The organism is Protofrankia sp. Cas4 (assembly GCF_963555915.1).
In the GTDB taxonomy this organism is placed as follows: Bacteria; Actinomycetota; Actinomycetes; order Frankiales; family Frankiaceae; genus Protofrankia.
Genome location: NZ_CAUVXL010000216.1, coordinates 1 through 25,161, shown reverse-complemented (window position 1 = coordinate 25,161; position 25,161 = coordinate 1). Strand labels below are relative to the sequence as shown.

The 25,161-nt window shown below is 68.0% G+C and carries 20 protein-coding genes; 13 read left to right on the top strand and 7 right to left on the bottom strand.

From position 1 onward, the window contains the following. Together U9979_RS19810 and lexA are read right to left on the bottom strand one after the other, a co-directional pair. Positions 1-309: isopentenyl transferase family protein (locus U9979_RS19810; RefSeq protein ID WP_322780566.1), on the bottom strand; the 309-nt coding region annotated here is incomplete at its 3' end. 2 nt (positions 310-311) lie between these two features. Then, the gene (gene lexA / locus U9979_RS19805; RefSeq protein WP_322747874.1) at positions 312-1,085 is read right to left on the bottom strand and encodes a transcriptional repressor LexA; all 774 of its coding nucleotides are present in this window, start codon (positions 1,083-1,085) and stop codon (positions 312-314) included. Between the two features lie 317 nt (positions 1,086-1,402). Here lexA and U9979_RS19800 point away from each other — a divergent pair, with 317 nt between their 5' ends. From U9979_RS19800 to U9979_RS19775, 6 genes are all read left to right on the top strand, one after another. Next, positions 1,403-1,657, top strand: coding sequence for a LysM peptidoglycan-binding domain-containing protein (locus tag U9979_RS19800; protein ID WP_322747875.1), 255 nt, complete (start codon positions 1,403-1,405; stop codon positions 1,655-1,657). 109 nt (positions 1,658-1,766) lie between these two features. Then, on the top strand, positions 1,767-2,216 hold the full coding sequence (gene nrdR, locus U9979_RS19795; protein ID WP_322747876.1) for a transcriptional regulator NrdR: 450 nt from the start codon (positions 1,767-1,769) through the stop codon (positions 2,214-2,216). Between the two features lie 101 nt (positions 2,217-2,317). Further along, positions 2,318-5,101 (top strand): vitamin B12-dependent ribonucleotide reductase, encoded by a 2,784-nt coding sequence (locus tag U9979_RS19790; RefSeq protein WP_322780565.1) that lies wholly within the window; start codon positions 2,318-2,320, stop codon positions 5,099-5,101. A gap of 37 nt (positions 5,102-5,138) precedes the next feature. Next, positions 5,139-5,405, top strand: coding sequence for a hypothetical protein (locus U9979_RS19785; RefSeq protein ID WP_416210132.1), 267 nt, complete (start codon positions 5,139-5,141; stop codon positions 5,403-5,405). Beyond that, a complete protein-coding gene (locus tag U9979_RS19780) occupies positions 5,402-5,797 on the top strand; it encodes a type II toxin-antitoxin system VapC family toxin (protein WP_322747878.1) in 396 nt (131 codons plus the stop codon). The genes U9979_RS19785 and U9979_RS19780 overlap by 4 nt, the downstream gene beginning before the upstream one ends. A 366-nt stretch (positions 5,798-6,163) precedes the next feature. After that, a complete protein-coding gene (locus tag U9979_RS19775) occupies positions 6,164-7,435 on the top strand; it encodes an RNA polymerase sigma factor (RefSeq protein ID WP_322747879.1) in 1,272 nt (423 codons plus the stop codon). A 100-nt stretch (positions 7,436-7,535) separates the two neighbouring features. Here U9979_RS19775 and U9979_RS19770 read toward each other — a convergent pair whose 3' ends face one another. Beyond that, positions 7,536-9,566, bottom strand: coding sequence for an acetoacetate--CoA ligase (locus tag U9979_RS19770; RefSeq protein ID WP_322780564.1), 2,031 nt, complete (start codon positions 9,564-9,566; stop codon positions 7,536-7,538). A gap of 171 nt (positions 9,567-9,737) precedes the next feature. Between U9979_RS19770 and U9979_RS19765 the strand changes: the two genes are divergently transcribed. The 4 genes from U9979_RS19765 (at position 9,738) to U9979_RS19750 (ending at position 18,022) form a co-directional block, all read left to right on the top strand. Further along, positions 9,738-11,000 (top strand): acetoin utilization protein AcuC, encoded by a 1,263-nt coding sequence (locus U9979_RS19765; protein ID WP_322750002.1) that lies wholly within the window; start codon positions 9,738-9,740, stop codon positions 10,998-11,000. Next, positions 10,997-13,720: a GNAT family N-acetyltransferase gene (locus U9979_RS19760; RefSeq protein WP_322780563.1), complete on the top strand. Its 2,724-nt coding sequence runs from the start codon at positions 10,997-10,999 to the stop codon at positions 13,718-13,720. Before U9979_RS19765 ends, U9979_RS19760 begins: the two co-directional genes overlap by 4 nt. Positions 13,721-13,863: 143 nt before the next feature. Then, positions 13,864-17,064: a SpoIIE family protein phosphatase gene (locus tag U9979_RS19755; protein WP_322780562.1), complete on the top strand. Its 3,201-nt coding sequence runs from the start codon at positions 13,864-13,866 to the stop codon at positions 17,062-17,064. Positions 17,065-17,176: 112 nt separating this feature from the next. Next, positions 17,177-18,022 (top strand): ABC transporter ATP-binding protein, encoded by an 846-nt coding sequence (locus U9979_RS19750; protein ID WP_322780568.1) that lies wholly within the window; start codon positions 17,177-17,179, stop codon positions 18,020-18,022. A 35-nt stretch (positions 18,023-18,057) separates the two neighbouring features. On the opposite strand, the gene U9979_RS19745 is transcribed toward U9979_RS19750, so the two are convergent. Further along, the gene (locus U9979_RS19745) at positions 18,058-18,531 is read right to left on the bottom strand and encodes a hypothetical protein (protein WP_322780561.1); all 474 of its coding nucleotides are present in this window, start codon (positions 18,529-18,531) and stop codon (positions 18,058-18,060) included. A 416-nt stretch (positions 18,532-18,947) separates the two neighbouring features. On the opposite strand from U9979_RS19745, the gene U9979_RS19740 reads away from it, so the two are divergent. After that, on the top strand, positions 18,948-19,289 hold the full coding sequence (locus U9979_RS19740) for an Lsr2 family protein (protein WP_322750006.1): 342 nt from the start codon (positions 18,948-18,950) through the stop codon (positions 19,287-19,289). A gap of 260 nt (positions 19,290-19,549) precedes the next feature. On the opposite strand, the gene U9979_RS19735 is transcribed toward U9979_RS19740, so the two are convergent. Continuing rightward, positions 19,550-20,977, bottom strand: a complete 1,428-nt coding sequence (locus U9979_RS19735) for an aminopeptidase P family protein (protein ID WP_322750012.1) — start codon at positions 20,975-20,977, stop codon at positions 19,550-19,552. Positions 20,978-21,255: 278 nt separating this feature from the next. Here U9979_RS19735 and U9979_RS19730 point away from each other — a divergent pair, with 278 nt between their 5' ends. Together U9979_RS19730 and U9979_RS19725 are read left to right on the top strand one after the other, a co-directional pair. After that, complete coding sequence (locus tag U9979_RS19730; RefSeq protein WP_416220263.1) at positions 21,256-22,380, top strand: CaiB/BaiF CoA transferase family protein; 1,125 nt, start codon at positions 21,256-21,258, stop codon at positions 22,378-22,380. Between the two features lie 112 nt (positions 22,381-22,492). Further along, a complete protein-coding gene (locus tag U9979_RS19725) occupies positions 22,493-23,638 on the top strand; it encodes an LCP family protein (RefSeq protein WP_322780559.1) in 1,146 nt (381 codons plus the stop codon). Here U9979_RS19725 and U9979_RS19720 read toward each other — a convergent pair. Further along, complete coding sequence (locus tag U9979_RS19720; RefSeq protein ID WP_322780558.1) at positions 23,632-24,690, bottom strand: YihY/virulence factor BrkB family protein; 1,059 nt, start codon at positions 24,688-24,690, stop codon at positions 23,632-23,634. The two genes, U9979_RS19725 and U9979_RS19720, sit on opposite strands and share 7 nt — an antisense overlap. A 151-nt stretch (positions 24,691-24,841) precedes the next feature. Then, positions 24,842-25,045 carry a hypothetical protein gene (locus U9979_RS19715; protein ID WP_131768226.1) on the bottom strand — a complete coding sequence of 68 codons (204 nt, stop codon included), beginning with the start codon at positions 25,043-25,045 and terminating at the stop codon, positions 24,842-24,844. Positions 25,046-25,161: the final 116 nt, after the last annotated feature.

Here is a 25,161-nt window from a genome sequence, read left to right as displayed (position 1 = left end):
AAGCAGAAGATTGTCGATGACTGTTCGTGCCCTTGCCTGGTACGACGCCACGTCGGCGGTGTGGGTGACGTCCCAGACGTCAAGCAGATGGTGCGGGATGCCCTTGCGGTCCCGTGGCGGCACTTTGGCTGTGCCGATGTCCATGCCGCGGTAGAGCTGCATGGAGTCGGCATTGACGATCTCACCGCCGAGGGTGGCGGCGAGATCGATCGCGAGCTCGCTCTTGCCGGCCGCGGTCGGACCGACGACCGCCACCACTCGCCCGGCCTGCTTGCGGTCGGCCCTGTCCCGGTCGGCACAACCATCCATGTTCAGACCCGGCGTAGTACCGCGACGATCCGACCGAGGATCGACGCTTCGTCGCCCGGAATTTCGGCATAGGCCGGGTTCTGCGGCTGGAGCCATGCGTGGCCGTCACGGTGACGCAACGTCTTGACCGTTGCCTCGCCGTCGATCATCGCGGCGACTATCTCGCCGTTGTCCGCGACCGGCTGCTGGCGGACGACCACCCAGTCCCCGTCGCAGATCGCGGCATTGACCATGGAGTCTCCGACAACTCTCAGCATGAACAGCGTGCCCTCGCCGACGATCTCACGGGGAAGCGGGAAGATGTCCTCCACCGCTTGCTCGGCAAGGATCGGCCCACCCGCCGCGATACGACCGAGGACGGGCACGTAGGCCGCTTCACGGCGGGCTTCCGGCGCGGCGGTGGACTCCCCGGTGCCGGCCGTCAGGGCCAGTGGCGGCCCGAGGTGAAGGCTGTCGCGTGCCGTCGGCCGTACCGGCGCGTCCGCTGAGAGCACTTCCATGGCCCGCGGACGGTGGGGGTCACGGCGCAGGAAGCCCTTCTCCTCCAGCATCTTGAGCTGATGCGCGACGCTGCTCGTGCTGGTGAGCCCGACCGCTTCGCCGATCTCGCGGACACTGGGCGGATATCCGCGGCGCTCGACGGCATTGCGGATCACCTCCAACACCTTGCGTTGGCGGGGGGTCAGGCCCGACGCGTCCGCCGGCCCATCCGGCAGGTCGCGCACGGTACCGCGCGGTGGCCGGCCACGTCGGGTGCGGTTGGGGTCGGTGGTCATACCTGCCGTTCTCCTTCGTTTTGCGGTCGTGACAGACTCCGCTCCCGGTAGACCTGGTGTTTTCGCCAGGAACCGGAGCCGGTGGCCACGACCGACATCTCATCGGTACGACCGTAACCGCAGCGACCGGATTTTTCAAACGTCTGTTCGAGCGTGTCGTGGCGATTCTGTCGGAGTCATGAGGTACAAACTCGATCAGACGTTCGATCGAACGGCTGTTCGTAGTTCGTGATCTCAAGGGGTGAAGGGCCGTGTTGAAGGGGTGCGTGGTGGAGCGGCCGGCGCTGCCTCCACTGAGATTGACCCGGCGAGGCCGGATGGTCCTGGTTGCGCTCGTCGCGATTGCCTTCTGTCTGATCTTGTCCCTCGCGCGGGTCACATCGTTGGCCGCACCGCGCGGCGGTGCGGGTTCCAGTCGTGTTCACGTGGTCCGGTCCGGAGAGACCTTATGGGGCATAGCGCGTGCGCTGGCTCCTGAGGGTGACACTCGGGTGATCGTGGCGCGGCTGGCCGGTATGAATCAGCTTGCCACCATCGATCTTGTTCCCGGGCAGGCGCTTCGCCTGCCGTGACCGTCGGACGCGCCGACGGTTTGCCAGTTCATGGTGGTGAGCCCTATGGTTAACCACAACATGTGGTAGTTGTGGAGTTGTAAGTCATCAAGATCTTGGGAGATCGTCCGTGCGATGCCCGTTCTGTCGACACCCGGACAGCAGGGTTGTCGACAGCCGCGAGGCTGAGGAAGGTGCCGCGATCCGCCGTAGGCGATCATGTTCGTCCTGCGGCCGTCGGTTCACGACGATCGAGGAGGCATCGCTGAGGGTGATTAAGCGCAGCGGTGTGACCGAGCCGTTCAGCCGCGCGAAGGTGGTCGCGGGTGTGCGCCGGGCATGTCAGGGCCGACCGGTCGAGGCCGATGCGCTGGCCCAGCTCGCTCAGCTGGTCGAGGACAGGTTGCGTGCGTCGGGAGCGGCCGAGATTCCCTCGGACGAGATCGGCCGGGCGATTCTCGGCCCACTGCAAGTTCTTGACGAGGTCGCCTACCTGAGGTTCGCCTCGGTGTATCTGGCCTTCGAGTCCCTGGCGGACTTCGAGACCGCGATCGCGGGCCTTCGGGCGCAGGCCAGATAGTTCACGGGTCGGCGAGTTGTCGTCCCTGCCGTACCCGCCAGACGCCGTACCCGCCAGACGCCGTACCCGCCAGACGCCGTACCCGCCAGACGAGGAGCGCCATGACCGAGACCCGTGGCACGAAGTCGAGCCGGCCCGCTGGTAAGACCAGCGGCCTGACGGTCGGACGTGTCCACACGTCGCCCGGCGTGCATCCCTACGACGAGGTCACCTGGGAGCTGCGGGACGTCGTCATGACCAACTGGCGGGACGGTTCGGTCAACTTCGAGCAGCGCGGGGTGGAGTTCCCCGACTTCTGGTCGGTGAACGCCACGAACATCGTCACGAGCAAGTACTTCCGTGGTGCGTTGGGCAGCGCCACCCGCGAATGGTCCCTGCGCCAGCTCATCGACCGGGTCGTGCGCACCTACGCGGCGGCCGGGTTGGAGAACGGGTACTTCGCCTCGGAGGCCGACGCCGAGGTCTTCGAGCATGAACTGGCGTGGATGCTGCTGCACCAGGTCTTCAGCTTCAACAGTCCCGTGTGGTTCAACGTGGGCACCGCGGCGCCGCAACAGGTCTCAGCCTGTTTCATCCTCGCGGTCGACGACACGATGGAGTCGATTCTCAACTGGTACCGGGAAGAGGGTCTGATTTTCAAGGGCGGGTCGGGTGCCGGGCTGAACCTGTCGCGCATCCGCTCGTCCAAGGAACTGTTGTCCTCGGGCGGCACCGCGTCCGGACCGGTGAGTTTCATGCGCGGAGCCGACGCCTCGGCTGGGACGATCAAGTCGGGTGGTGCGACCCGACGGGCCGCGAAGATGGTTGTGCTCGACGTCGACCATCCAGACATCGTCGACTTCGTCGAGAGCAAGGCACGTGAGGAAAGCAAGATCCGGGCATTGCGGGATGCCGGCTTCGACATGGATCTCGGCGGCCGCGACATCGTCTCGGTGCAGTACCAGAACGCCAACAACTCGGTCCGGGTGACGGACGAGTTCATGCGGGCGGTCGTCGACGACACCGACTTCCACCTGCGGGCCCGGATCGACGGACGGATCATCGAGACCGTCCCGGCGCGGTCGCTGTTCCATACGATCGCGCACGCCGCGTGGGACTGCGCGGATCCGGGGATCCAGTACGACGACACGATCAATGACTGGCACACCTGCCCGGACTCCGGCCGGATCAGTGCCAGCAACCCGTGCAGTGAGTACGTGCACCTGGACAACTCCAGTTGCAACCTGGCCTCGCTGAACCTGATGCGGTTCCTGCGCGACGATTTGACCTTCGATGGTGAGGCGTTCATCGCCGCCATCGAGCTGGTCATCACCGCGATGGACATCTCGATCTGTTTCGCTGACTTCCCGACCCCGGAGATCACCCGGGTGACCCGGACGTTCCGCCAGCTCGGGATCGGCTACGCCAACCTCGGCGCGCTTCTCATGGCGACGGGACGCGCGTACGACTCCGAGGGAGGCCGGGCGATGGCGGCCGCGATCACCGCGCTGATGACGGCCGTGGCCTACCGACGCTCCGCGCAGCTCGCCGGCACGGTCGGGGCCTACGACGGTTTCGCGGCCAACGCCCACGCCCATCGCCGGGTGATCCGTAAGCACGCGGCCGCGGCCGACACGGTCCGCACGGTCGGAGCGGACGATGCCCGGATACTCGCCCTGGCCGCCAGCGAATGGGCCCGCGGGCACGCCGTGGGCGAGAAGCACGGGTGGCGCAATGCGCAGGTCAGTCTGCTCGCCCCGACCGGCACGATCGGGTTGGCGATGGACTGCGACACCACCGGCATCGAACCCGACCTCGCACTGGTGAAGATGAAGAAGATGGTGGGCGGATCCAGCATGCGGATCGTCAACCAGACGGTTCCCGCCGCACTGCGGGCGCTTGGCTACACCGACGAGACGGTTGAGGCGATCGTCGAGTACGTAGCCGAGCACGGCCATGTCATCGACGCGCCGGGCCTGCGTCATGAGCATTACGAGGTCTTCGACTGCGCGATCGGCGAACGGGCGATCAGCCCGATGGGACACATCCGGATGATGGCGGCAGTCCAGCCATTCCTGTCCGGAGCCATTTCGAAGACCGTCAACATGCCGGCGGCTGCGACCGTCGAGGATGTCAAGGGGATCTATCTGGAGGGTTGGCGGCTTGGGCTGAAGGCGCTGGCCATCTACCGCGACAACTGCAAGGTCGGCCAGCCGCTGTCCGACCTGCGTGGCGCGCGGAGGTCCGCGGGCGCCGCCGCGGGCCTCGACTCCGCGGCCGCGGGCACAGCCGGCACAGCGCAGGAAGAGTACCGGCCCGTCCGCCGTCGCCTGCCGAAGATCCGGCCGTCGCAGACCGTGTCCTTCTCGGTCGGCGGCGCAGAAGGCTACATGACTGCCGGGTCCTACCCCGATGACGGTCTTGGTGAGGTCTTCATCAAGATGTCGAAGCAGGGCTCGACCCTGTCCGGCGTGATGGACGCGTTTTCCATCGCGATTTCGATCGCGCTCCAGTACGGAGTCCCGCTGGAGACCTACGTCCGCAAATTCATCAACATGCGTTTCGAGCCGGCTGGCATGACCGATGACCCTGATGTCCGAATAGCCCAGTCTGTGATGGACTACCTCTTCCGCCGCCTGGCGCTGGACTACCTACCCGAGGAGACCCGGGTGGAGCTCGGCGTGTTGAGCGCCCAGGAACGGACACAGCAGCTCACCGGACAGCATGGCGGGTCCGGCATCGTCGAGGCCGCGGAGATCCCATCGGCGGAGATCCCATCGGGGGAGTCGCTGTCGGCGCAGAACGTGGTCGACGCGCCGCTGTGCTTCACCTGCGGGGTGACCATGCGCCCGGCGGGTAGCTGTTACGTCTGCGAGCAGTGCGGCTCCACCAGCGGCTGCAGTTAGGAGGCTGCGCTCTCCGATTGCATGCATACTTGCATGTATGGTGGCTCTGCAGATTCGTGATGTTCCGGAAGAGATCCGCGACCGTCTGGCCGCGATTGCCCTGGCACGCGGTCAGTCACTGCAGACCTACCTCCTCGACATCGTGCGGGACGAGGTGCGGCGGCGTGACAACCTGGCCGTCCTGGAAAGGTTCTCACGTGGCTCCCATGGCACGCGCCTGGCGCTCGGGGATGTCGTGGACACGTTGCGAGCGGAGCGGGCCACCCGTGACTTCTCCCTGGGCGTCCCGGAAGACGAGACATGATCGTTGTTGATGCTTCCGTGTTCGCGTTCTGCCTGCTCGACGACGGCGGCATCGGCGAGCGCTGCCGTTCGGTGCTTCGTGCGGACGACCGGTGGATCGCGCCCGAGCACTGGATGGTCGAGGTGTTGTCGGTGATCCGTGGCAACCTGCTCGCTGGAAAGATCAGTCCGCGCCATGCGGCGGACGCAGTCGAGGCACTCGCCGGGCTTGAGCCGGTGGTCCCTCACACCCGTGTGCTGCTACCCCGCATATGGGAACTTCGTTCCAACCTGACCACGTATGACGCGGCCTACGCCGCAGCGGCCGAGACGTACGGCTGCGTCCTGGTGACCACCGACGGTCGAATGGCCCGCTGTGGTGTCCTCCGTTGTCCAGTCGAGATCATCACCTGATGTCCTGGCCGGGGACTGCCGGGTAGGGACATCGTTTGAGGGTTGCGGTGTCGCGATCATTTTGAGATCCGGCGGGGGTTGTTTCTGTATGGGTTGTCTGTTGTGTCTGAGCTCGATATCGACTCGTGGATGTGGAGAGCTCAAGAGATAGTTAGTTATTCACGACACACCGGCCGATCTGCAGGGTAGTCTTCGCGACAGCGGGTGCAGCGTCCCGAGGGCGAGGGTCTACACTGCTTCGTAGACCCGGCGATCGCTTACGTCCGGTTGTGTCTGAACGCGGAATGGGAGAGACGTCGCAAGGCGTTGCCCATACGTGCAAGCACCAAGACCCGCCACCCGCACCGACCTTCGGATCTGCTACTGATGACGCTGCCTGCCCTGGAACTTCACGAGCGCCCCGACGAGCCGCGTACGCGTGCCACGAGCACGCGACGTACCCGCCGGGCGGCCACTCCTGCACGCACGACGCCCGGCCGTGGCCTGGCCGCCGTGCCCGATGATACCGACGAACTCGACGTTACTCAGGTCGCCGAGCTTGTCGCGCGTGGACGCGAATCCGGCGAACTGAGTCACGCCGAACTTCGCGAAGCACTCGAGACCGCTGACCTCGGTCTTGAACTACTTCCCGTCCTGATTGCCCGGTTGACCACTCTCGGCGTCGAGGTTCTCGACGAGGAGGAGCCAACAACTGGAGCGCCGGCTGCCCGCGCAACCTCGGAGCATGCCGGAACCGCCGACCTCGTGCGTATGTACCTGCGCGAGATCGGCAAGGTACCCCTGCTCAACGCCGCGCAGGAGGTCGAACTGTCCAAGCGGGTCGAGGCTGGCCTGTTTGCCGAGTACAAGCTGGAGACCGACTCCGACCTGGAGCCGGCTCTGCGGCGTGACCTCCAGACCCTGGTCCGGGACGGGCATGCGGCGAAACAGCAGCTGGTCTCGGCGAACCTGCGTCTTGTGGTCTCGGTCGCCAAGAAGTACAGCGGTCGCGGCATGACCCTGCTCGACCTGGTCCAGGAGGGCAACCTCGGTCTGATCCGCGCGGTCGAGAAGTTCGACTACGCCAAGGGCTACAAGTTCTCGACCTACGCCACCTGGTGGATCAGGCAGGCGATCGGTCGGGCGCTGGCGGACCAGGCCAGGACCATCCGAATCCCGGTCCATGTCGTCGAGCAGATCAACAAGATTACGCGACTGCAGCGCCAGCTTGTCTCCACGCTCGGCCGGGAGCCGACCGACGAGGAGCTTGCGCTGGAGCTCGACATGCCGATCGAACAGGTCGTCGAACTCCGCCGGTACGCCCAGGACACGGTCAGCCTGGAGACCGCGGTCGGCGACGACGGCGACTCCGTTCTCGGTGACTTCATCGAGGACGCGGACGCCACCTCGCCTGCGGACGCCGCCTCCTACGGCGCCATGCAGGACGAGATCGAGGGTGTGTTGAGCGGGCTCACACCACGTGAACGTGAGGTCATGCGGCTGCGGTTCGGTCTTGCCGACGGCAAGCAGCACACGCTTGCCGAGGTCGGCAACCGTCTCGGGCTTACCCGCGAGCGGATTCGCCAGATCGAGCGCGACACCCTTCGTGAACTGCGCAAGCCGGCGGTCGCGGGCAGACTGCGCGAGTTTCTCGACTGACCCAGCCGGGGAAGTGGCACGTCCGGTGAGGTAGTGCGTTGTCGTGGTGGAGATCCCCTGTCCGGTCACCGGGCAGGGGATCTCGCTTTGCCGGGCGCTCCTATTGGGCCGCGGGTGAGATGAACGGCAGCAACGCCTCGGGGTTGGCGACCGCGCCGAGGCTGACGGCCTGCTCCAGGGGCGCGCCCAGCAGCAGCCGCCGGACCGGTACCTCCAGCTTCTTGCCGCTGTGGGTGCGCGGGATCGCGGCGACCTGCTCGACCCGGTCGGGCACATGACGCGGGCTGAGATCATGCCGGATTGTGGTCAACAGGGTGTTCATGAAGGCGCCGTCGAGCGTGGTGCCGTCGTCCAACGCGACGTACAGCACGAGTTCGCCGGGTCGCTCGGTGGTCGAGGTGTCAATCACAAGGCTGTCCGCGACGCCGGGGATGTTTTCCACCACCTGGTAGAGCTCGGCGGTACCGATCCGGACACCACCACGGTTCAGCGTCGCGTCCGAGCGGCCATATATGATCACCGATCCGTCGGGGGTGATCCGGGCCCAGTCGCCGTGGCGCCACACCCCGTTGTAGGTCGAGAAGTAGGACGTACGGAGTAGGGAGCCGTCCTCGTCGCCCCATAGGAAAAGCGGCATCGAGGGCATGGGAGCAGTGATCACCAGTTCGCCGATCTCGTTGAGGAGCTCCTTGCCGTCATCGTCGAAGATGCTCACCGCGCAACCGAGCCCGCGCATGGCGATCTCCCCTGCGTGCACCGCCACGGTGGGCAGGCCCATCGCGACCGCCGTGCACATGTCCGTGCCACCGCTGATCGATGCGAGCATGAGGTCGGAGCCGACCGCGTCGTAGACCCAGGCGTAACCGTCCGGGGACAGCGGCGCACCGGTGGAGCCGATGGTGCGTATCGCGGCGAGGTCGGCGATTTCCCGGGGGACGATGCCCGAGCGTTCACACGCGGTCAGAAAACCTGGGCTCGTTCCCAAGCAGGTGACGCGGACAGCTTCGGCGAGCCGCCACAGGGCGCCCAGGTCGGGAAATTTCGGGCTGCCGTCGAACAGAACCACGGTCGCTCCGGCCAGCAGGCCGGACACGAGCATGTTCCACATCATCCAGCCGGTGTTCGTCACCCACAGAAAGCGGTCGTCGGGGCCCAGATCGAGATGGAGTACCAACGACTTGAGGTGCTCCAGGAGGATTCCGCCATGGCCCTGCACGATTGGTTTGGGCCGGCCGGTCGAACCCGAGGAGTACAGGATCCACAGCGGCGCGTCGAAGGGGACCCGATGGAAGACGGGAAGTTCATCCTCAGACCCCGCCAGGAGATCCTCCCAGGAGATGACAGCCGGCAGAGCGGCCTGGTGGGCCCGCTCGACGGCGTCCGCGGCCAGATAGGGAATGACGACCGTCGCGCGTAGATCAGGTAGGCGTTCAGCTGCCGCGCCGAGCACACCGAGCGTGTCGAAGGAGTTGCCGCCGTAGGTGTAGCCGTCCACTCCGATGAGCACCGTCGGGGTGATCTGAGCGAAGCGGTCGGCAAGGGCGGTGGACCCGAAGTCCGGGGAACAGGACGACCAGACCGCACCGATGGCGGCGGTGGCAAGCATCGCCACCACCGCATGGACGCAGTTCGGCAGCACAGCGCACACTCGGTCGCCAGGGCTGACACCCAGGCGTCGCAGCCCGCCCGCCGCCGCCGCGACCTCGCGGCGGAGCTCGTCCCAGGAGACTACGGCGGTGGTCGCGTCCTCGCGGACAGCGATCACCGCGGGCGCGGAGCCATGGCGGGTCAGGGCGTTCTCGGCATAGTTCACCCTGGCTGTCGGGAACCACCGGGCGCCCGGCATCCGAGCGTCGGCAAGGGCCGGGCCGTCCCCGCGGTCGCCCTCGACCGCACAGAAGTCCCAGATCGAGTCCCAGAACCCATCAAGGTCGTCCACCGACCACTGCCACAGGGCGGCGGCGTCCGCCAGCGTTCGGCCGCGTTCAGTAGCCAGCCAGTGCAGATAGGCGGTGACCCCGGCGGCACGGACCCGTTGCGGGGATGGCGCCCACAGCCGCCGTCCCGAGGTATCCGTCCAGGGTCCGGCATCCGGCGCAACCTCGGGTTCATCACCGTGTCCAACAGCCACGGAGTCAGACCCTAACGAATTCGAGGCGTCGAGATGGCCGGGCTGGCCGGGTGAGGCCGCCGGCTGCGCGCAAAGGACATGCTCGCGCAGCCTTTGGCCGGGCTGGCCGGGTGGGGCCGCCGGCTGCGCGCAAGGGACATGCTCGCGCAGCCTTTGGCCTAAGGTCGAATCATGGGCGGTTCTTCGCGGCCGGACGGTTCCGCTGACGGCGATGGGTCCGGGCCGACGTTGGTCGTGTGGGACTCCGACCTGGCCGCCTACGGCTTCGGGCGCACCCACCCGCTGAACTCCGTCCGCCTCGAGCTGACCATGGACCTGGCCGCGCGTACCGGGGTGCTGGCCGGCCCCAATGTGGCGGTCCAGCCGGGCCGGCTGGCAACGGATGAGCTGATCGAGCTTGTCCACGACCCCGCCTACATCCAGGCGGTGCGCCGGGCGCCGCAATACGCCGCGCGCGGCCTGGCGGCCATGTTCGGCCTGGGAACGCCCGACAATCCCGTCTTCGAGTCCATGCACACCGCTGCCGCCCGCATCACCGGGGCGACCCTGGCCGCGGCCGCGGGCGTGTGGACGGGACGGCACGGCCATGCGGTGGCTCCCGCCGGCGGGCTGCACCACGCGATGCGGGTCGCTGCCAGCGGCTTCTGCATCTACAACGACCCGGCGGTGGCAATCGCCTGGTTGCTGCATAACGGCGCCGCCCGGGTGGCCTATGTCGATGTGGACGTCCACCACGGCGATGGTGTCCAGGCCGCGTTCTACGATGATCCGCGGGTGCTGACGATCTCGCTGCACCAGTCCGGCCGGACCCTGTTCCCCGGAACCGGTTTCCCGGACGAATCCGGGGCGGGGGAGGCCTGCGGCATGTCGGTCAACGTGGCGTTGCCGCCCCGCACCGGTGACGCCGGCTGGCTGCGGGCGTTCAGCGGCGTGGTACCGGTGCTGCTGCGTGCGTTCGCCCCTGAGATCCTGGTCACCCAGCACGGATGTGACACTCATTTCCTCGATCCGCTCGGGGATCTGACACTGTCGGTCGAAGGACAGCGTGCGTCCTACCAGACCCTGCACGATCTGGCACATGAAGTGTGCGGGGGACGATGGGTTGCCTGTGGTGGCGGCGGCTATGCGCTCGCGTCGGTGGTGCCGCGTGCATGGACGCACCTGTTGGCCATCGCCGGTCATGTGCCGCTCGACTGTTCGCGACCGGTGCCCGACGACTGGCGCCACACCGCTGACGCCCGGGTTCGTGCGGCGACCGGTGCGGCACTCACCGGCGGTTCCGTGCCCGAACGCTTCGGTGACGGCGTCGACATCGCCTTTCATCCCTGGGACGCCGGGGAGGGCGATCCGGATGACCCCTTGGACCGGGCGGTGGCGGCCACCCGACGAGAGATCCTTCCGTTGCACGGTCTCGACCCCCTCGTTGACCGATGAGTGACACGGCGCATTCGAGACATTACGAGTCGACGCAGGCTGATGCGGCGGCGAACTACCCGGCGAGGTGGGAGGCGGACGTCATCCTCGCTGACGGGGGTACCGCCCGGCTGCGTCCGGTCGTGCCCGGTGACGGTGACCGGTTGCGCGCCTTTTGGGGTCGGCTGTCGACGCGCACCATCTACTTCCGCTACTTCAGCGCGCGCGGGCCGCTCACCGACACCGACATCCAGCGGATGACTGTGCTCGACCAGCGGGTGCGCGGCGCGTTGGTCACGCTCATCGGGGACGAGATCGTGGCCATCGCCCACTGGGAGGGCACGCAGGTGGTGGCGTCCGATGCTGAGCGTGACCACGTGGACCCGGACGGGCCACCATCGGAGCTGGTGCGTCCGGCGCCGGCGGCGGAGGTCGCCTTTCTCGTGGAGGACGCGCACCAGGGACGCGGCCTGGGATCGGTCCTGCTGGAACATCTGGCGGCCGCGGCTGCCGAACGCGGGATCCGCCGTTTCGACGCCGACGTGCTCGGCGAGAACCGCCAGATGATCGGAGTTTTCCTGGATGCCGGTTACACCGTGTCGCGAACGTGGGACAGCGGTGCGGTCCGGATGTCGTTCGAGATCGCGCCGACGCAGACCTCGGTGGACGTCATGCGTGCCCGCGAACACCACGCGGAGGCCGCGTCGATCGTCCGGCTGATGCACCCCCGCTCGGTGGCGGTGATCGGGGCTTCCCGGGATCGCAACGCGGTCGGCCAGATGGTCTTCCGGCACCTGCTGGCCGGTGGGTTCGCCGGCCCGGTCTACCCCGTCAACCCCGCAGCGGCCGACGTTCCGGGCGCGGTCGCGTCCGTGCGGGCGGTTGCCTCGGTGACCGACATCGACGGTCCGGTGGACCTGGCCGTGGTATGCGTGCCACCGCGCATCGTGCCCGAGGTCATCGACCAGTGCGGTCGCAAGGGCGTTCGCGGCCTGGTGATGCTCACCGATCTCGGCGATTACCAGGCGGAGATCGAGGTCACGGCCGCGGCCCGTGCGTTCGGTATGCGCGTGGTAGGCCCGGCGAGCCTGGGTATCCAGAATCTCGCCACCGGGCTGAACGCGTCGTTGGCGGGCCGGATGCCCGCGCCCGGGCGGGTCGGCTGCTACTCACAGTCCGGACCGCTCGGCGCGACGCTGCTGGAGGCGGCCGCCGCCCGTGGGGTCGGTCTGTCGAGTTTCGTCTCGGCCGGCGACCGGGTCGACGTCAGCGGCAATGATCTTCTCCAGTTCTGGGAGGAGGATCCGGCCACCGACGTGGTCTTCATGCACGTCGAAACCTTCGGGAACCCACGCAAGTTCGCCCGGCTGGCCCGCCGGGTCGGCCGGCGCACGCCGGTGGTCGTGGTGACCAGCGGCCGTTCGACCCTGGATGACGCGTTACTACACCAGACCGGCGTGATCAGGGTTGACCGGATCTCCCAGGGTTTCGACGTCGCGCTGCTGCTAACCTCCCAGCCACTGCCGGCCGGCCGTCGGGTCGCCGTGGTCGGTGACTCCCGGGCGTTGGTCTGGCTGACCTGCCAGGCGGCGGAGGCCTCCGGCCTCGCGGTGGAGCGGATCCTCCTACCGGGCGGCACCCCGCCCGAGGCGTTCACCGAGGTTCTCATCGACGCCGCGGGTCGCGCGGACGCTCTGATCGTGACGGTGGTCCGCCTGCCGCCGGCGCAACCCGGGCCGGTCGCGAGGGCAGTCGCGGCGGCCGCCAGGCTCGTCGACGTGCCCGTCCTCGCGACGGTTCTGGGCACCGAGGTACCACCGGACCTCGCGGGTGTGCCGGGCTATCCGTCACCAGAGGGCGCCGTGGCGGCGTTGGTGCGGGCCGTGTCATACGCCGAGTGGCGCGCGGAACCGGCCGGTTCGGTGCCCGAGCTCACCCGGCGGGCCAAGGAGGCCCGGACGCTGCTCGCCGGCTGTTCCGGTCCGATCGAGGAGGCCCGGGCGGCCGATCTGCTCGACTGCTACGGCATCGACGTCCAGCCGTTCATCACCGTCACCTCCAGCGATGAGGCGGTGCTGGCCGCGGAGCGGCTCGGATGGCCGGTGGCCCTCAAAGCGCGCGCCCGTCCGTATCGGCACCGCCCCGAGCTCGGTGGGCAGCGGCTCGACCTGTTCGGTCCGGCGGCGTTGCGGGCGGCCTGGTCGGCGATGCTCACCCAACTCGATGCCGGGCAGCTCGCCACCAGCGGGTCCTTCGTGGTGCAACGGATGGCCCCGGCGGGTGTTGCGGTGGTGATCGGTTCCCTGGAGCATCCGCGGTACGGGCCGTTGGTGTCCTTCGGATTGGCGGGACCGGCCACGGATCTGCTCGGTGACCGTGCCCACCACGTCCTACCGCTTACCGACTCCGACGCGGCGCGGTTGGTGCGGTCGGTGCGGGCCGCCCCGCTGCTGTTCGGTTACCGAGGCGCGGAGACGGTCGACGTGGCAGCTCTCGAGCTCCTGCTCATGCGGGTCGCGCGGCTCGCGGATGACCTGCCGGAGGTGGCCTCGCTCACGCTGAATCCGGTGATCGTCTCGAAGTCGTCGCTCACCGTGCTCTCGGCAGAGGTCGTCGTGGGCCGCGGCCTGCCCCGCGCGGACGCCGGGCCGCGCAAACTGTGGGCACCCGTGCCCACGCACGGGCCGGACCAGATTCGCGGACCCATTAGTGATCATGTATCGCACGTGACCGGCTCCTAACGTGACGGTGGGGACGCTTCGGGCCTGGGATCGGCTCCCGGCGCGGCGTGAGACCGTGAACGAGTGGCAACCGGAGGATGGCCGGAAATGTCGGGGGTAGGGCATTGAGCACAACGTTGCCCCACCGTCCACAATCTTTTCCCATGACGACGCCGTTGCCGCAGGAGCCGCCCGGACCTCCGTCGGTCGAGTTGACCGGCGGCAACGGCCATGGCAACGGCACCGACGACGGCAGTGACGGCAGTGACGGCAGTGACGGCAGTGACACAACGGACAACGATGCTGCGGGGATCCGCGGACTCGATGCGGTGGCTACCGGCGCGGGTGCGACCGTCGATCTACTGACGGCGCTTGTCGCCCAGGCGCCGATCGGTCTTGCCCTCTATGACACCGCGGGGCGCCATCTTCAGGTCAACGACGTCCTGGCCAGGCTGAACGGCCGTCCCGCCGCGGACCACATCGGTCGCACCATGGCTGAGCTCCTGGGTGACTTCGGCCACGAGATGCACCAACTGCTGCAGCGTGTGGTCGCCACCGGTGAGCCCGTGGTTGATCTGGAGGTCAGCGTCGCGACCGGCGGCCGGCAACCGCGCCAGACCTGGACGGTCAGCTGGTATCCGGCGACCGACGCCCGAGGCGGGCTGCTCGGCGTGGTCCTGGTCGCCACGGATGTCACTACGCTGCGTGATGCCCGCAGTGAGCTGGCCCGAGGTGAGGCCCGGTGCCGGGCGCTGGCCGAGGCCGCGGACGCGGACGCCTTCCACACGGATGCTCAGGGCGGCCTGGACGTCGACCTGCCGCGCTGGCGCGCGATCACGGGCCAGCGACGTTCGGAGATCACCGGCTTCGGCTGGCTCGACGCGGTGCATGCACAGGACCGTGATCGGGTCGCGCGGGCCTGGCGGCAGGCGGTCGAGGGGCGCAGCGCCTTCGACGCGGAGTTCCGCCTCGTCGGCGCGGACGGCACGGATCGCGTCCTCGTCCTGCGACTCCTGCCCCTCACCGGAGATGATCGCCCGGTCGAATGGATCGGTACGGGGCGTGACGTCACGCAGGCACGCGCGGCCGAGGCGGTCCACAGCGAGCTGGCAGCGCGCGCGCAGAGCGCGGCCGAATGGACCGAGCGCCTCCGGCTCGTCACCGCTGCGCTCTCGCGCGCGGTTACCGTCGACGAGGTGGCTGCCGTCGTGCTCGACGCCGGGCGCCAGGCACTGGGCGCATCCGGGCGGGGGGTGGCGCTGGTCGACCAGAACAGCGACCGCCTGCGTTTCCGGTCCCTGCTCGGATATCCGCAACGGTTCGTCAGCAGTTGGTCCGACATCAACCTGGGTGCGGTTCACCCGGTGCCGGAGGCCATTCGGGGCGGTCGGGCGCTGTTCCTGTCCGGCCGGGCGGAACTGGCCGGACGCTGGCCCGTGCCGGAGCTGGTCGCGAGCATGACCGACGCCGATGAGCAGGCATGGGCGGTACTTCCACTGGCCACCGTCGACGCCCCGTTCGGCGCGCTGCTCTTCGGTTTCCACGCGCCGCACGAATTCTCCCCGCAGGATCGCACCTACCTGACCGCACTCGCCGACCAGTGCGCCCAGGCGCTGGAGCGCGCCACGCTGTTCGAGCGTGTTCTCGCCGAGGCGGCGTCGAGCTGCCGGGCGGAGGAGATGGCGCGGACCGCCGAGGGCGTCGCGCGTGAGGCCGGCCGCCGCCTGGAGCTCCTGGCCCGCGCGACCGGTGCGGTCGCGAGCGCGCTGGAGCCTGAACGGGCACTGCGGGCGCTCACCGAAGTCGTCGTCGGCGAACTCGCCGACTCCTGCGCGGTCTATCTGGTCGAATCCGGCGGAACCGCCACGGCGCCCGATGCGCCCGATGCGCCGGTCCTGCGACGGGCCGTCGCCTCGGTTCGCCCCGGCCTCACCCAGCTGCCGATGCCCCGGGCGCGTATCGGCCCGTGGCCGCAGGGCAGCCCGGTCAACCTCGCCGCACTCACCGGGCGCAGTCACATTGAACCGCTGGACGGTGCAGCGTGGTTGTCATCCACGGAGATGGCCCGCTGGATGCGACACGTGGGGGCGCACACCCTTGCCGCCGTGCCATTTATCCTGCGCGGTCAGGTGGCCGGTGTGGTCAGCCTCATGGCCGCCGGGGACCGCGCGCCGTTCACCGGGGCGGATGTCGCGTTCCTGGAGGAACTCGCCGCGCGCGCCGCGGTTGCGGTCGAACACGCCGAGCTCTACCGCCGGAGCCGGGACACCGCGCTGACGCTGCAACGCAGTCTCCTGCCGCTGGGCGTGGTCGAGCCCGAAGGACTGGAGATCGCAGCCCGCTACGTGCCGGGCGTCGCCGACACGGAGGTGGGTGGTGACTGGTTCGACGTCATCGACCTCGGTGCGGGTCGGGTGGGGCTGGTCATCGGCGATGTCATGGGCCGCGGGGTCCGGGCGGCGGCGATCATGGGCCAGCTGCGTACCGCGGTGCGTACCTGCGCACGCCTGGAGCTGTCGCCGTACGAGGTGCTGACGCTCCTGGACAGCGTGGTCTGCGAGATCGACGAGGGCCAGATCGCGACCTGCATCTACGGGGTCGTCGAGCCACACACCGGCCTGCTGACACTTGCCAACGCAGGCCATCCGCCACCGCTGGTGGTGGCCCCGGACGGGCTGGTGTCGCGGCTCTACATGGAGGTCGGCACTCCGCTGGGCCTTGGTCGCGGTGACGTCAAGGAGTACACCGTCCGGCTGCAGCGGGGCGCGTTGCTGGTGCTGTTCACCGACGGACTGGTGGAGAGCCGTGAGCGCGACATCGACGCCGGGGTGTCCGATCTGGCCGCGGTGCTCGCCCGCCAGAACGGATCGCTGAGCAGGCGGGCGGACCATACGCTGGCAGCGCTGGGGCGGGACGAGGGCCACGACGATGATGTGGCGCTGCTGCTGGTCGGACTGCCCGACACCGATGCCAGCGGGGCGACCCGCTTCGCCGAGATCGCCGTGCCCGCGGGGCCGGCCGGGCTCGGCGAGGCCCGTGGGCGTGCCCGCGAACTGCTGACGGACTGGTCGGTCGAGGCCGACATCATCGATTCGGTGGTGCTGCTGATGTCGGAGCTCATCACCAACGCCCTGGTGCACGGCCGCTCCCCGTTGTCCGCGCGACTGCGCCGGACCGGATCGAGAGTGATCGTGGAGGTCGCGGACGGTGATCCGAGGATGCCTCGACGGCGGCACGCCGACGTCGAGGACGAGGGCGGTCGTGGTCTTGAGCTGGTGTCCCTGATCGCCTCCAGATGGGGGACCCGTTCGGCCGGCGCAGGCAAGGTCGTGTGGGCGGAGATTGCCGCGCCGCTGGTGCCGTGAGCGGTTGCCGACGCTACCGGCCCGCGGATTCACCGAGAAGTGGGTCACCATCGGAGTGGGCACGGCGGCCCGGTCGGCCCTGCGCCGTGACAGGTCGCGTAACGTGAGGTCCGTGGCGGATGTGGTGTTGCGCCTGGACGCGGTAACCGTTGTACGGGATGGTGCGTCGCTGCTTTCCGACATCCACTGGACTGTCGCGGACGGTGAGCGCTGGGTTATTCTCGGGCCGAACGGCGCCGGGAAGACAACCCTGCTTCAGGTGGCGGCGAGCCGGGTTTTCCCTACTCGGGGAACGGTGGACCTACTCGGCAGCCGGCTAGGCGAGCGTGATGTCTTCGACGTCCGCAGCCGCGTGGGTCTGACGAGCTCCGCCGTGGCTGACGTCCTGCCCGCGGGCGAACGTGTTGTTGACGTGGTCATGACCGCGGCCTGGAACGTGGTCGGACGCGCCGGAGAAAAGTACGGCGACGACGACCTGGGCCGGGCGCGAGAGCTACTCGTCCAGGTCGGGTGCAGGAATCTCACCGAGCGGCGATACGGCACTTTGTCCGAAGGGGAGCGCAAACGCGTCCAGATCGCGCGTGCGCTGATGACGGACCCCGAGCTACTCCTGCTGGATGAACCGGCGGCTGGGCTCGATCTGGGCGCCCGTGAGGCCCTGCTGCGGCGCCTCACCCGGTTGGTCGCCGATCCTGGTTCGCCGGTGACGGTCATAGTCAGCCATCACGTCGAGGAGATTCCGCCGGGCATCACGCACGCACTGCTGCTGCGTGCCGGCAAGGTGGTGGCGGCCGGGGACGTCGAGGCGGTCCTGACCGGGCCGGGGCTCTCGGCCTGCTTTGGTATTCCCCTCGAGGTCGTGGCCGGCGATGGTCGGTTTACCGCCCGGCTGGCGCCCGCCATCGCCGGCCCGGCCCGCAGTTCGGCTCCGGCCTGGGCGCGGGGCGCCCGAGTCTGATCCGCCCGGCCCGGAGGCCGCGGTCCCCCTGAATCTTATCGGGAACGGGCGTCGTCCAGCAGGGCCCACAGCCACCCTGGCCCGACGCTGGCCGCGCCCGTGGCAGCGACCCTACGGCGAAGCTCGCGGTCGGCGGTGACGACGAGAACCGGACCGACCTGTCGGTGGATCTGGTCGACCACGGCATCGTCGCCCGAGCCGACCGCGTGGACAACCACAAGCCGGGCGCTGGTGGGATCCGGCCCCGCGGGAACCCCGGCTCGGGCCACGCCTTCGAGTACCACGACCAGCTGGGCGGGTGGAGCCCGGTGATGCGCCCCCTGGTGGCTCGTATCCGGGTCGAGCTCGGACGCGCGTGGGTAGAGCTCGGAGCGCCGGCGCTCGGGCAGCCAGAGTTCAGACAGCCTTTGGTGCAGGCGTAACGCGGCACCCGCGCGGTCGCGCCACCATCCGTCCGGGCGTGCTCCTATCACATTTGCGGCATCGACGATCCATGTCCGCTCATCCATCGTGCGCCCCGCTCTCCACGCTCTACCAGACCGTGAATCGGATGACCCCGGCCGCGGCCCGTTCGTGGTGTAAGACATTCGCCGGCGCGGATCCTTGATGGCGTTGCGTGGTGCTCACTCTGCCTTCCGGACCGTGACATCCTTGTCTGTGCCGACCACCGGCGTTTCGGATCGGAAGTCGCGATTCGGTGACAACACATGATCAAAATTTATCCCGACGGTGGCCTCCACCCCTTTGGGTTGACGTGACTCACGTCAACCCGAGGACTCTTGTGTGGCGGCCATGACGCCGTGCAGAGCATGTCCGTGGGCGATGCCAGTCGCGCGTGTCCGAACCAGCCGTTACAGTTCTTCCTGATGACGTGGTAATACTAGTCCCGAGAGTTCCTCGGTTCGCTGACCTGAAGGAGAGTGGCATGGCGCAGAAGACCATCGTGTCGTTGATTGACGATCTCGATGGACACGAGGCTGATGAGACTGTTCGGTTCGGACTGGACGGCGCTTCGTACGAGATCGATCTGTCCGAGAAGAACGCCACCAAGCTGCGTGAGTCGTTGGCTCCGTTCGTTGGAGCGGCGCGTCGGTCCGGTGGTCGGGCAACTGCCGCCCGGCGTGGCCCGCGTGGCGCTTCTCGCCGTACCGGGGGTACAGACCGTACTGCCGACATTCGCGAGTGGGCGCGCTCCAACGGTTACACGGTCAGTGACCGCGGTCGTATCGCATCCAACATCGTCGAGGCGTACGACAAGGCTCACTGAGTGGCTCTCGGTCGCATTCGTCCAGCTGGCCAAAGGCCGCGCGATCATAGCTCTATTTCGCGTGACCACAGGCCACAAGGGACGCGGTGCGACCGAGCAGCGGCCCATGGAGCGGTGGGGTTCTGCCGCGGTGGTGCCGGCTACGGAGGTCGGACCTCTGGTTGGTACCACTTGCGTCCCATATGGGGGTATGTGGCAACCGCTGTTTCCTGGGCGACAGGCTGAGAAGTCGACATCCTGTCGCCCAGGTCATGTGTGGCTCAGGTCCGATGCCCGACCATCCACGTTTCTACGGCCGCAGCGGCGCGAGGAAGAGCCTCGGACAGGTTGCGGCGGCCGTCGTTCGTGACGAAAATGTCGTCCTCAATCCGGATGCCGATCCCGCGCAGCTCGGGGGGCACCGTAATGTCATCGGGCTGGAAGTACAGGCCCGGCTCGACGGTCAGCACCATCCCGGCCACGAGTGGGCCGTCGCGGTAGGTCTCGTCACGGGCCTGCGCGCAGTCGTGGACGTCGAGTCCCAACATATGTGACGTTGAGTGCAGGGTATACCTGCGATGCATGCCGGCGTTCGGGGCTTGTGGGTCTTCTGCCAGCGACTCGTCAACGCTCACCGGAAGCAGCCCCCAGTCGTGTAGCGCCTGCGCTATCACCCGCATTGCCGCCCGGTGCGGGTCGCCGAACTTTGCGTCCGGTCGCACCGCGGCGATTCCCGCCTGCTGGGCCGCATGGACCACGTCGTACACCTGGCGCTGCACGTTGCTGAAATGTCCGTCCACGGGAAGGGTGCGTGTGATGTCGGCGGTGTAAAGCGAGCGGGACTCCACGCCCATGTCCAGCAGCGCGAGGTCCCCACGCTGCACCGGCCCGTCGTCACGGACCCAGTGCAGGACGGTTGCGTGGTGGCCGCAGGCCACGATCGATCCGTACCCGACATCGTTGCCGTCGACCCTCGCCCGGCGCCAGAACGTGCCTTCCAGCCACCGTTCGCCGTTGGGCAGGGTCATAGCGTGGTCCAACTCACGTACACATTCGGAAAAGCCGAGCACGGTCGCCGCGACCGCGTTCTCCAGCATCGCGGTCTCGTAGTCGTCCTTGACCAGCCGCAGCTCGGAGAGGGCCTGCGCCAGTTCCAGATCCCGGTCGGCGGGGTCGGCCGCGCCCGCCGCGGACCTGCCTGACCTGCCGGGGGAGTAACGCAGGATCTGGCGGTCCACTGCGGTGTCCAGGTCCCGCACAACCCGAGTCGTCGCCGGGGACAGTCGCCCCAGCGCGTCGGTCAGATCGTGCAGCGGCCGGCACTCGATTTCGAAGGCCGCTGATCTCTCCCGGACCCCTGGGCGCGGACCGACCCATAGTTCGCCGTAACGCCGGTCGGTGTAGAAGGCCGAGGACGAGCGGTCCGACCGGTCCGCGACATACAGCACGGCTTCGTGGCCGCCGGCCGAGCTCGGGTGGAGAATCACCACTGCGTCGGGCTCATGACAGCCGGTCAGCCAGAAAAAGTCGCTTCCCGGTCGGAACGGGTAATCTGTGTCGTTTGCGCGTACCCGGAGCCCACCACTGGGTATCACCAGTGTTTCGGCCGGGAAACGCGAGCCCAACAGGGCACGTCGTTTGGCCGTGTATGGCGCGACGTCATCACGCGACGGCGTCATCGTGGGCAACGGGGCCCATCCGCCGGCCATGAATCGAGGGAAGGCGGCCGGTGGCTGGTGATCGTGACTGGCCTGCCCCTCCGTGCCGGCTTCTCCTTCGGCCATGGCCGGGGATGACGCGACGGTTGACGTGCTGCCAGCCGCGACCGTACTGCCCGGGACCGGGGTTAGACTATCTGCGACGATAAGCACGGTGGATCTGTCGGGGGCAGGCGGGGTTCCGCCCGAGTGCGCACTCATAGTTCCAACGGTAGGCCGCGGCGCCCGATACGGGTAGCGTCGCAGGAGTGCCTGTGCCGCCGGGTCCCATGGATGGTCTTCTTGTCGTCGATCTCACTCGGGTATTGGCCGGGCCGTTCTCCACGTTGATGCTGGCCGATCTCGGCGCCCGGGTCATCAAGGTGGAACGGCCTGATCACGGAGATGACTCCCGATCCTACGGTCCGTTCATGAACGATCGGTCGCTGTACTTCGCCCGGGTGAACCGCGGCAAACAGTCGGTTGCGCTCGATCTGAGGGATCCGACCGATCACGCGACGTTACTTTCCATCATCGATCGGGCTGATGTGCTCGTCGAGAACTTCCGGCCCGGCGTGATGGACCGGCTTGGTCTGGGCTGGACCGCGATGTCAGCGCGCAATCCCCGGTTGGTATACGTGAGCATCTCGGGCTTTGGGCAGACCGGACCGTGGCGAAACCGACCCGCCTACGACGCTGTCGTGCAGGCTGCCGCCGGCATTATGTCGATCACAGGTTCGCCCGACGGCGAACCTGTCAAGCCGGGAGTGCCGATCGCGGATCTCGCTGCCGGGCTGTACGCCTTCGGTGCCATCGGAGCCGCGTTGCACGGACGGAACACGACCGGACGTGGGACCTATATTGACATCGCCATGTTCGATGCCACACTGTCGCTGCTCGAAGGTGCTGCGTTGTCCTATCTCGCCACCGGCACAACCCCGCCACGCATAGGTAACGCACATTACTCGATCGCGCCGTTCGACACGTTCGCGTGCGCGGACCGGAGTATTGTGATCTGTGCCGCGAACGACGGCCTCTTCGTCCGGCTGTGTCAGGCGCTGGATCGCGCAGATCTCGGCGCAGACCCCCGCTTCGCCACGAACGACGCCCGGCTGTCCGGCCGGGACTCGTTCAAATGCGAAGTAGAAGGCACGCTACGTACCCGGCCAGCCGCGCAATGGCTCGCGATTCTGCACGAAGCGGGCGTACCATGCGGCCTCATCAACGACGTCGCCGAAGCGGTGTCCTCGGACCAGGCCGGTTTTCGGCACATGGTGGTGGAAGCCGGTGGCCTGCCGTTGCCTGGCAATCCGGTGAAGATGCCCGGCCGGGCGGATCCCTCGACACGGCCGCCCGCTCCCGAACTCGACGCGGACGGCCCGGCCATCCGGGCGGAATTCAACGGTAACCGATGATCGCAGCTGTCGCGGGCGCGACAGCTGCGCCGGGGAACTTCTCCTCGGCCGCGGAACGTCCACAGGATTGGCGTAGGTGGCACGATGGTGCGGTGAGCGGGGGAACATGACCATGACGTGGCCTCCGGACGGCCAGGGCCAACGTGCCACCATGGGATGGCGGCCTGACGGCCGCGATGCGACGTCCACCGGGCGGCGGCTGGTCACCGTCGTGGCGGGGCTTGTCTCGCTCCTGCTGCTGCTCGTCTCCGCCGGCGGGTGGCTGGCCCTGCGCTACTACGACGGTAAGGTCACCCGCGTCCCGCTGCGCTTCCCCGCCGCGGACCGGCGGCCGGCCGACCCGGGTGGGGACACCCAGAACATCCTCCTGGTCGGTTCGGACAGCCGGGCCGGGACGGGCGGTGAGTTCGGCGAGGTCGAGGGCCAGCGGTCGGACACGACGATCCTGGCGCACCTGGACGCGAACGGTTCCACCACGCTCGCCTCGTTTCCGCGGGACCTGTGGGTGACGATCCCCGCCTACACCGATGCCTCGGGACACAACCACACCGGGGGGAGGTCGAAGCTCAACGCAGCCTTCGCCCTGGGCGGCCCGTCCCTGCTGATACGCACCATCGAGGGACTGACGAAGATACGCATCGATCACTACCTCCAGATCGACTTCATCGGTTTCCAGCGGATGACCGACGCGTTGGGTGGGGTGACCGTGTGTGTGAAGCCGCTGCCCAACGGGAGCAGGAGCAACCTCGACGACAAGATGTCGGGTTGGCATGGCCACGTGGGCGACAATTCCCTCAACGGCGAGCAGGCGCTGGCCTTCGTCCGGCAGCGTTACGGTCTGCCCGAAGCGGACCTCGACCGGATCCGCCGCCAGCAGCAGTTCATCGGCGTGATCTTTCGGGCGGCGACGTCGACCGGCACGTTGACCAATCCGGTCCGGCTCGGCTCGCTGATGGACGCGGTCACCTCGGCCGTCAGCGTTGACGACGCCACGTCGCTGGCGGACCTGGCGCCGCTCGCGGTCCGGCTTCGCGGTGTGGGGACCGGCGGTGTGCGGATGGCGACCGTTCCGACGTCGCCCGGCCAGATCGGCGGCCAGTCGGTGCTTGTCACCGATCCCGGCAAACTCGCGTCGTTCGTGGCCGGTCTGAGCGGTCCACCGCCGTCCGCCGCGTCCGCCGTCGTTCTGGTGGCTGCGGCGGTCCCTGCCCCCGCCACGCCCGCGGTGGCGCCATCGGCCGGTTCGTGTACCTACTGACCGTCGGGTGCCTGCTGGACGTGGCTCCGGCGCCGGGACCGCCACCGGGAGTGGGAGCGTGCAGTGGGGACGCCGAGCCCTGCCGGCGACGGCGGCGGGGATTCGCCGGGCGCCACCACGACCTTGGTCATCCCGTCGATGGCGGCGTTGAGTTCGGCGCCGAGCAGGACCGCGAGCGCGGTGATATAGAAGAAGAGAAGCGCCGCGACCGGCGCCGCCACCGAGCCGTAGATCAGCTCGTGGCCGAACACGGTCTCCAGGTAGAGCCGTAGCAGGTAGCTGCCGACATTCCAGACCACCATGGCCAGCAGCGCCCCGGGCAGCGCGCGCCGCCACGGTCGCCTGGACGGCAGAGCCAGGTGGTAGAGGGACGCGAGTATCGCCAGTGAGAATACGGCGACGACCGGCCAGAACAGGATCCTCAGCAGCCAGCCCACGACGTGGTGGTGTTCCGCGTCGAGTATCCGGGAGATCAGACCCGGTCCGAGGACGAGCGCCGGCAGCAGGATCACCCCACTGGCCACCTGGGCGAGGTAGAGCTGCAGTGCCAGCAGCCGGCTGCGTACCGCTGAGCGCAGCTCACGCTGTCCGGAGGCGATCGTGATCGTGTTGACGTAGGTCGCCATCGCCGACGAACCGGTCCACAGCGACAGCAGGAAACCGATCGAGATCACGTCCGGGCGTCCGTGCGTGAGGATCTCGTTGATGGTCGGGCGAACCACGTCGTCGACGACCACGGGCGTCAGCAGGTCGTTCGCCGCGGTCAGCAGGCTCTGGCGAACACTGTCGACGGCATCGGCACCGAGTGCGTCCCCGATGTACCCGATCGTGCCGAGGACCGCCAACAGCAGGGGGGGAAGGGACAGCAACTGCCAGAAGCCCGCCTCGGCCGCGAGGCCGAGAACGCGGTCGCGCCACGCCCCCGCGACGGTCTGACGGGCGAGAGTGACAACACGCATGGACACCGGTCCGCGTGAGGTGGCCAACGCCTTCGGCGGCTGGACCGGTGGCCCCGCGGGTAGCGCTCTGTTCGCCGTCGGCACGCGACCCACGGTACGGCTCCGCAATGGGGAACACGCTCAAGCTCGGCGGAAGGTGGTCCTTTTTACCTGCTGGCGAGGGGCGCCATATCGGGGTTCCTGCCGGATCGGTGAAAGCCGATCTGGCAGGTCCGGCCGCTGACGCACAGTGGGAGACGACGATTCAGGGGGAAATGGTCAGTTTGTCGGTTTCGTCATGGTATTCAGCAGCCACGGCCCGCAGCTTGGAGTCGTGGGACTTGGCGTGGTGTCGGCAGAACAGCAGTTCGCCGCCACCGGGAAGCACGACCCGCACATACGCCTGCGCGCCGCACCGGTCGCACCGGTCGAGGTTGGTCAGCGTCGGTTTGGTAGTGGTTCCAGTCACACCAGCTTCAAACACAGGTGATCCTTCTTGGTGGTGGTTCAAGCTCAGTTAACTAGAAGAAGGGCTTTGTGTCTAGTGATCCTTCAGTTTTGCTGCCCTCATTGAACGAACTGAAC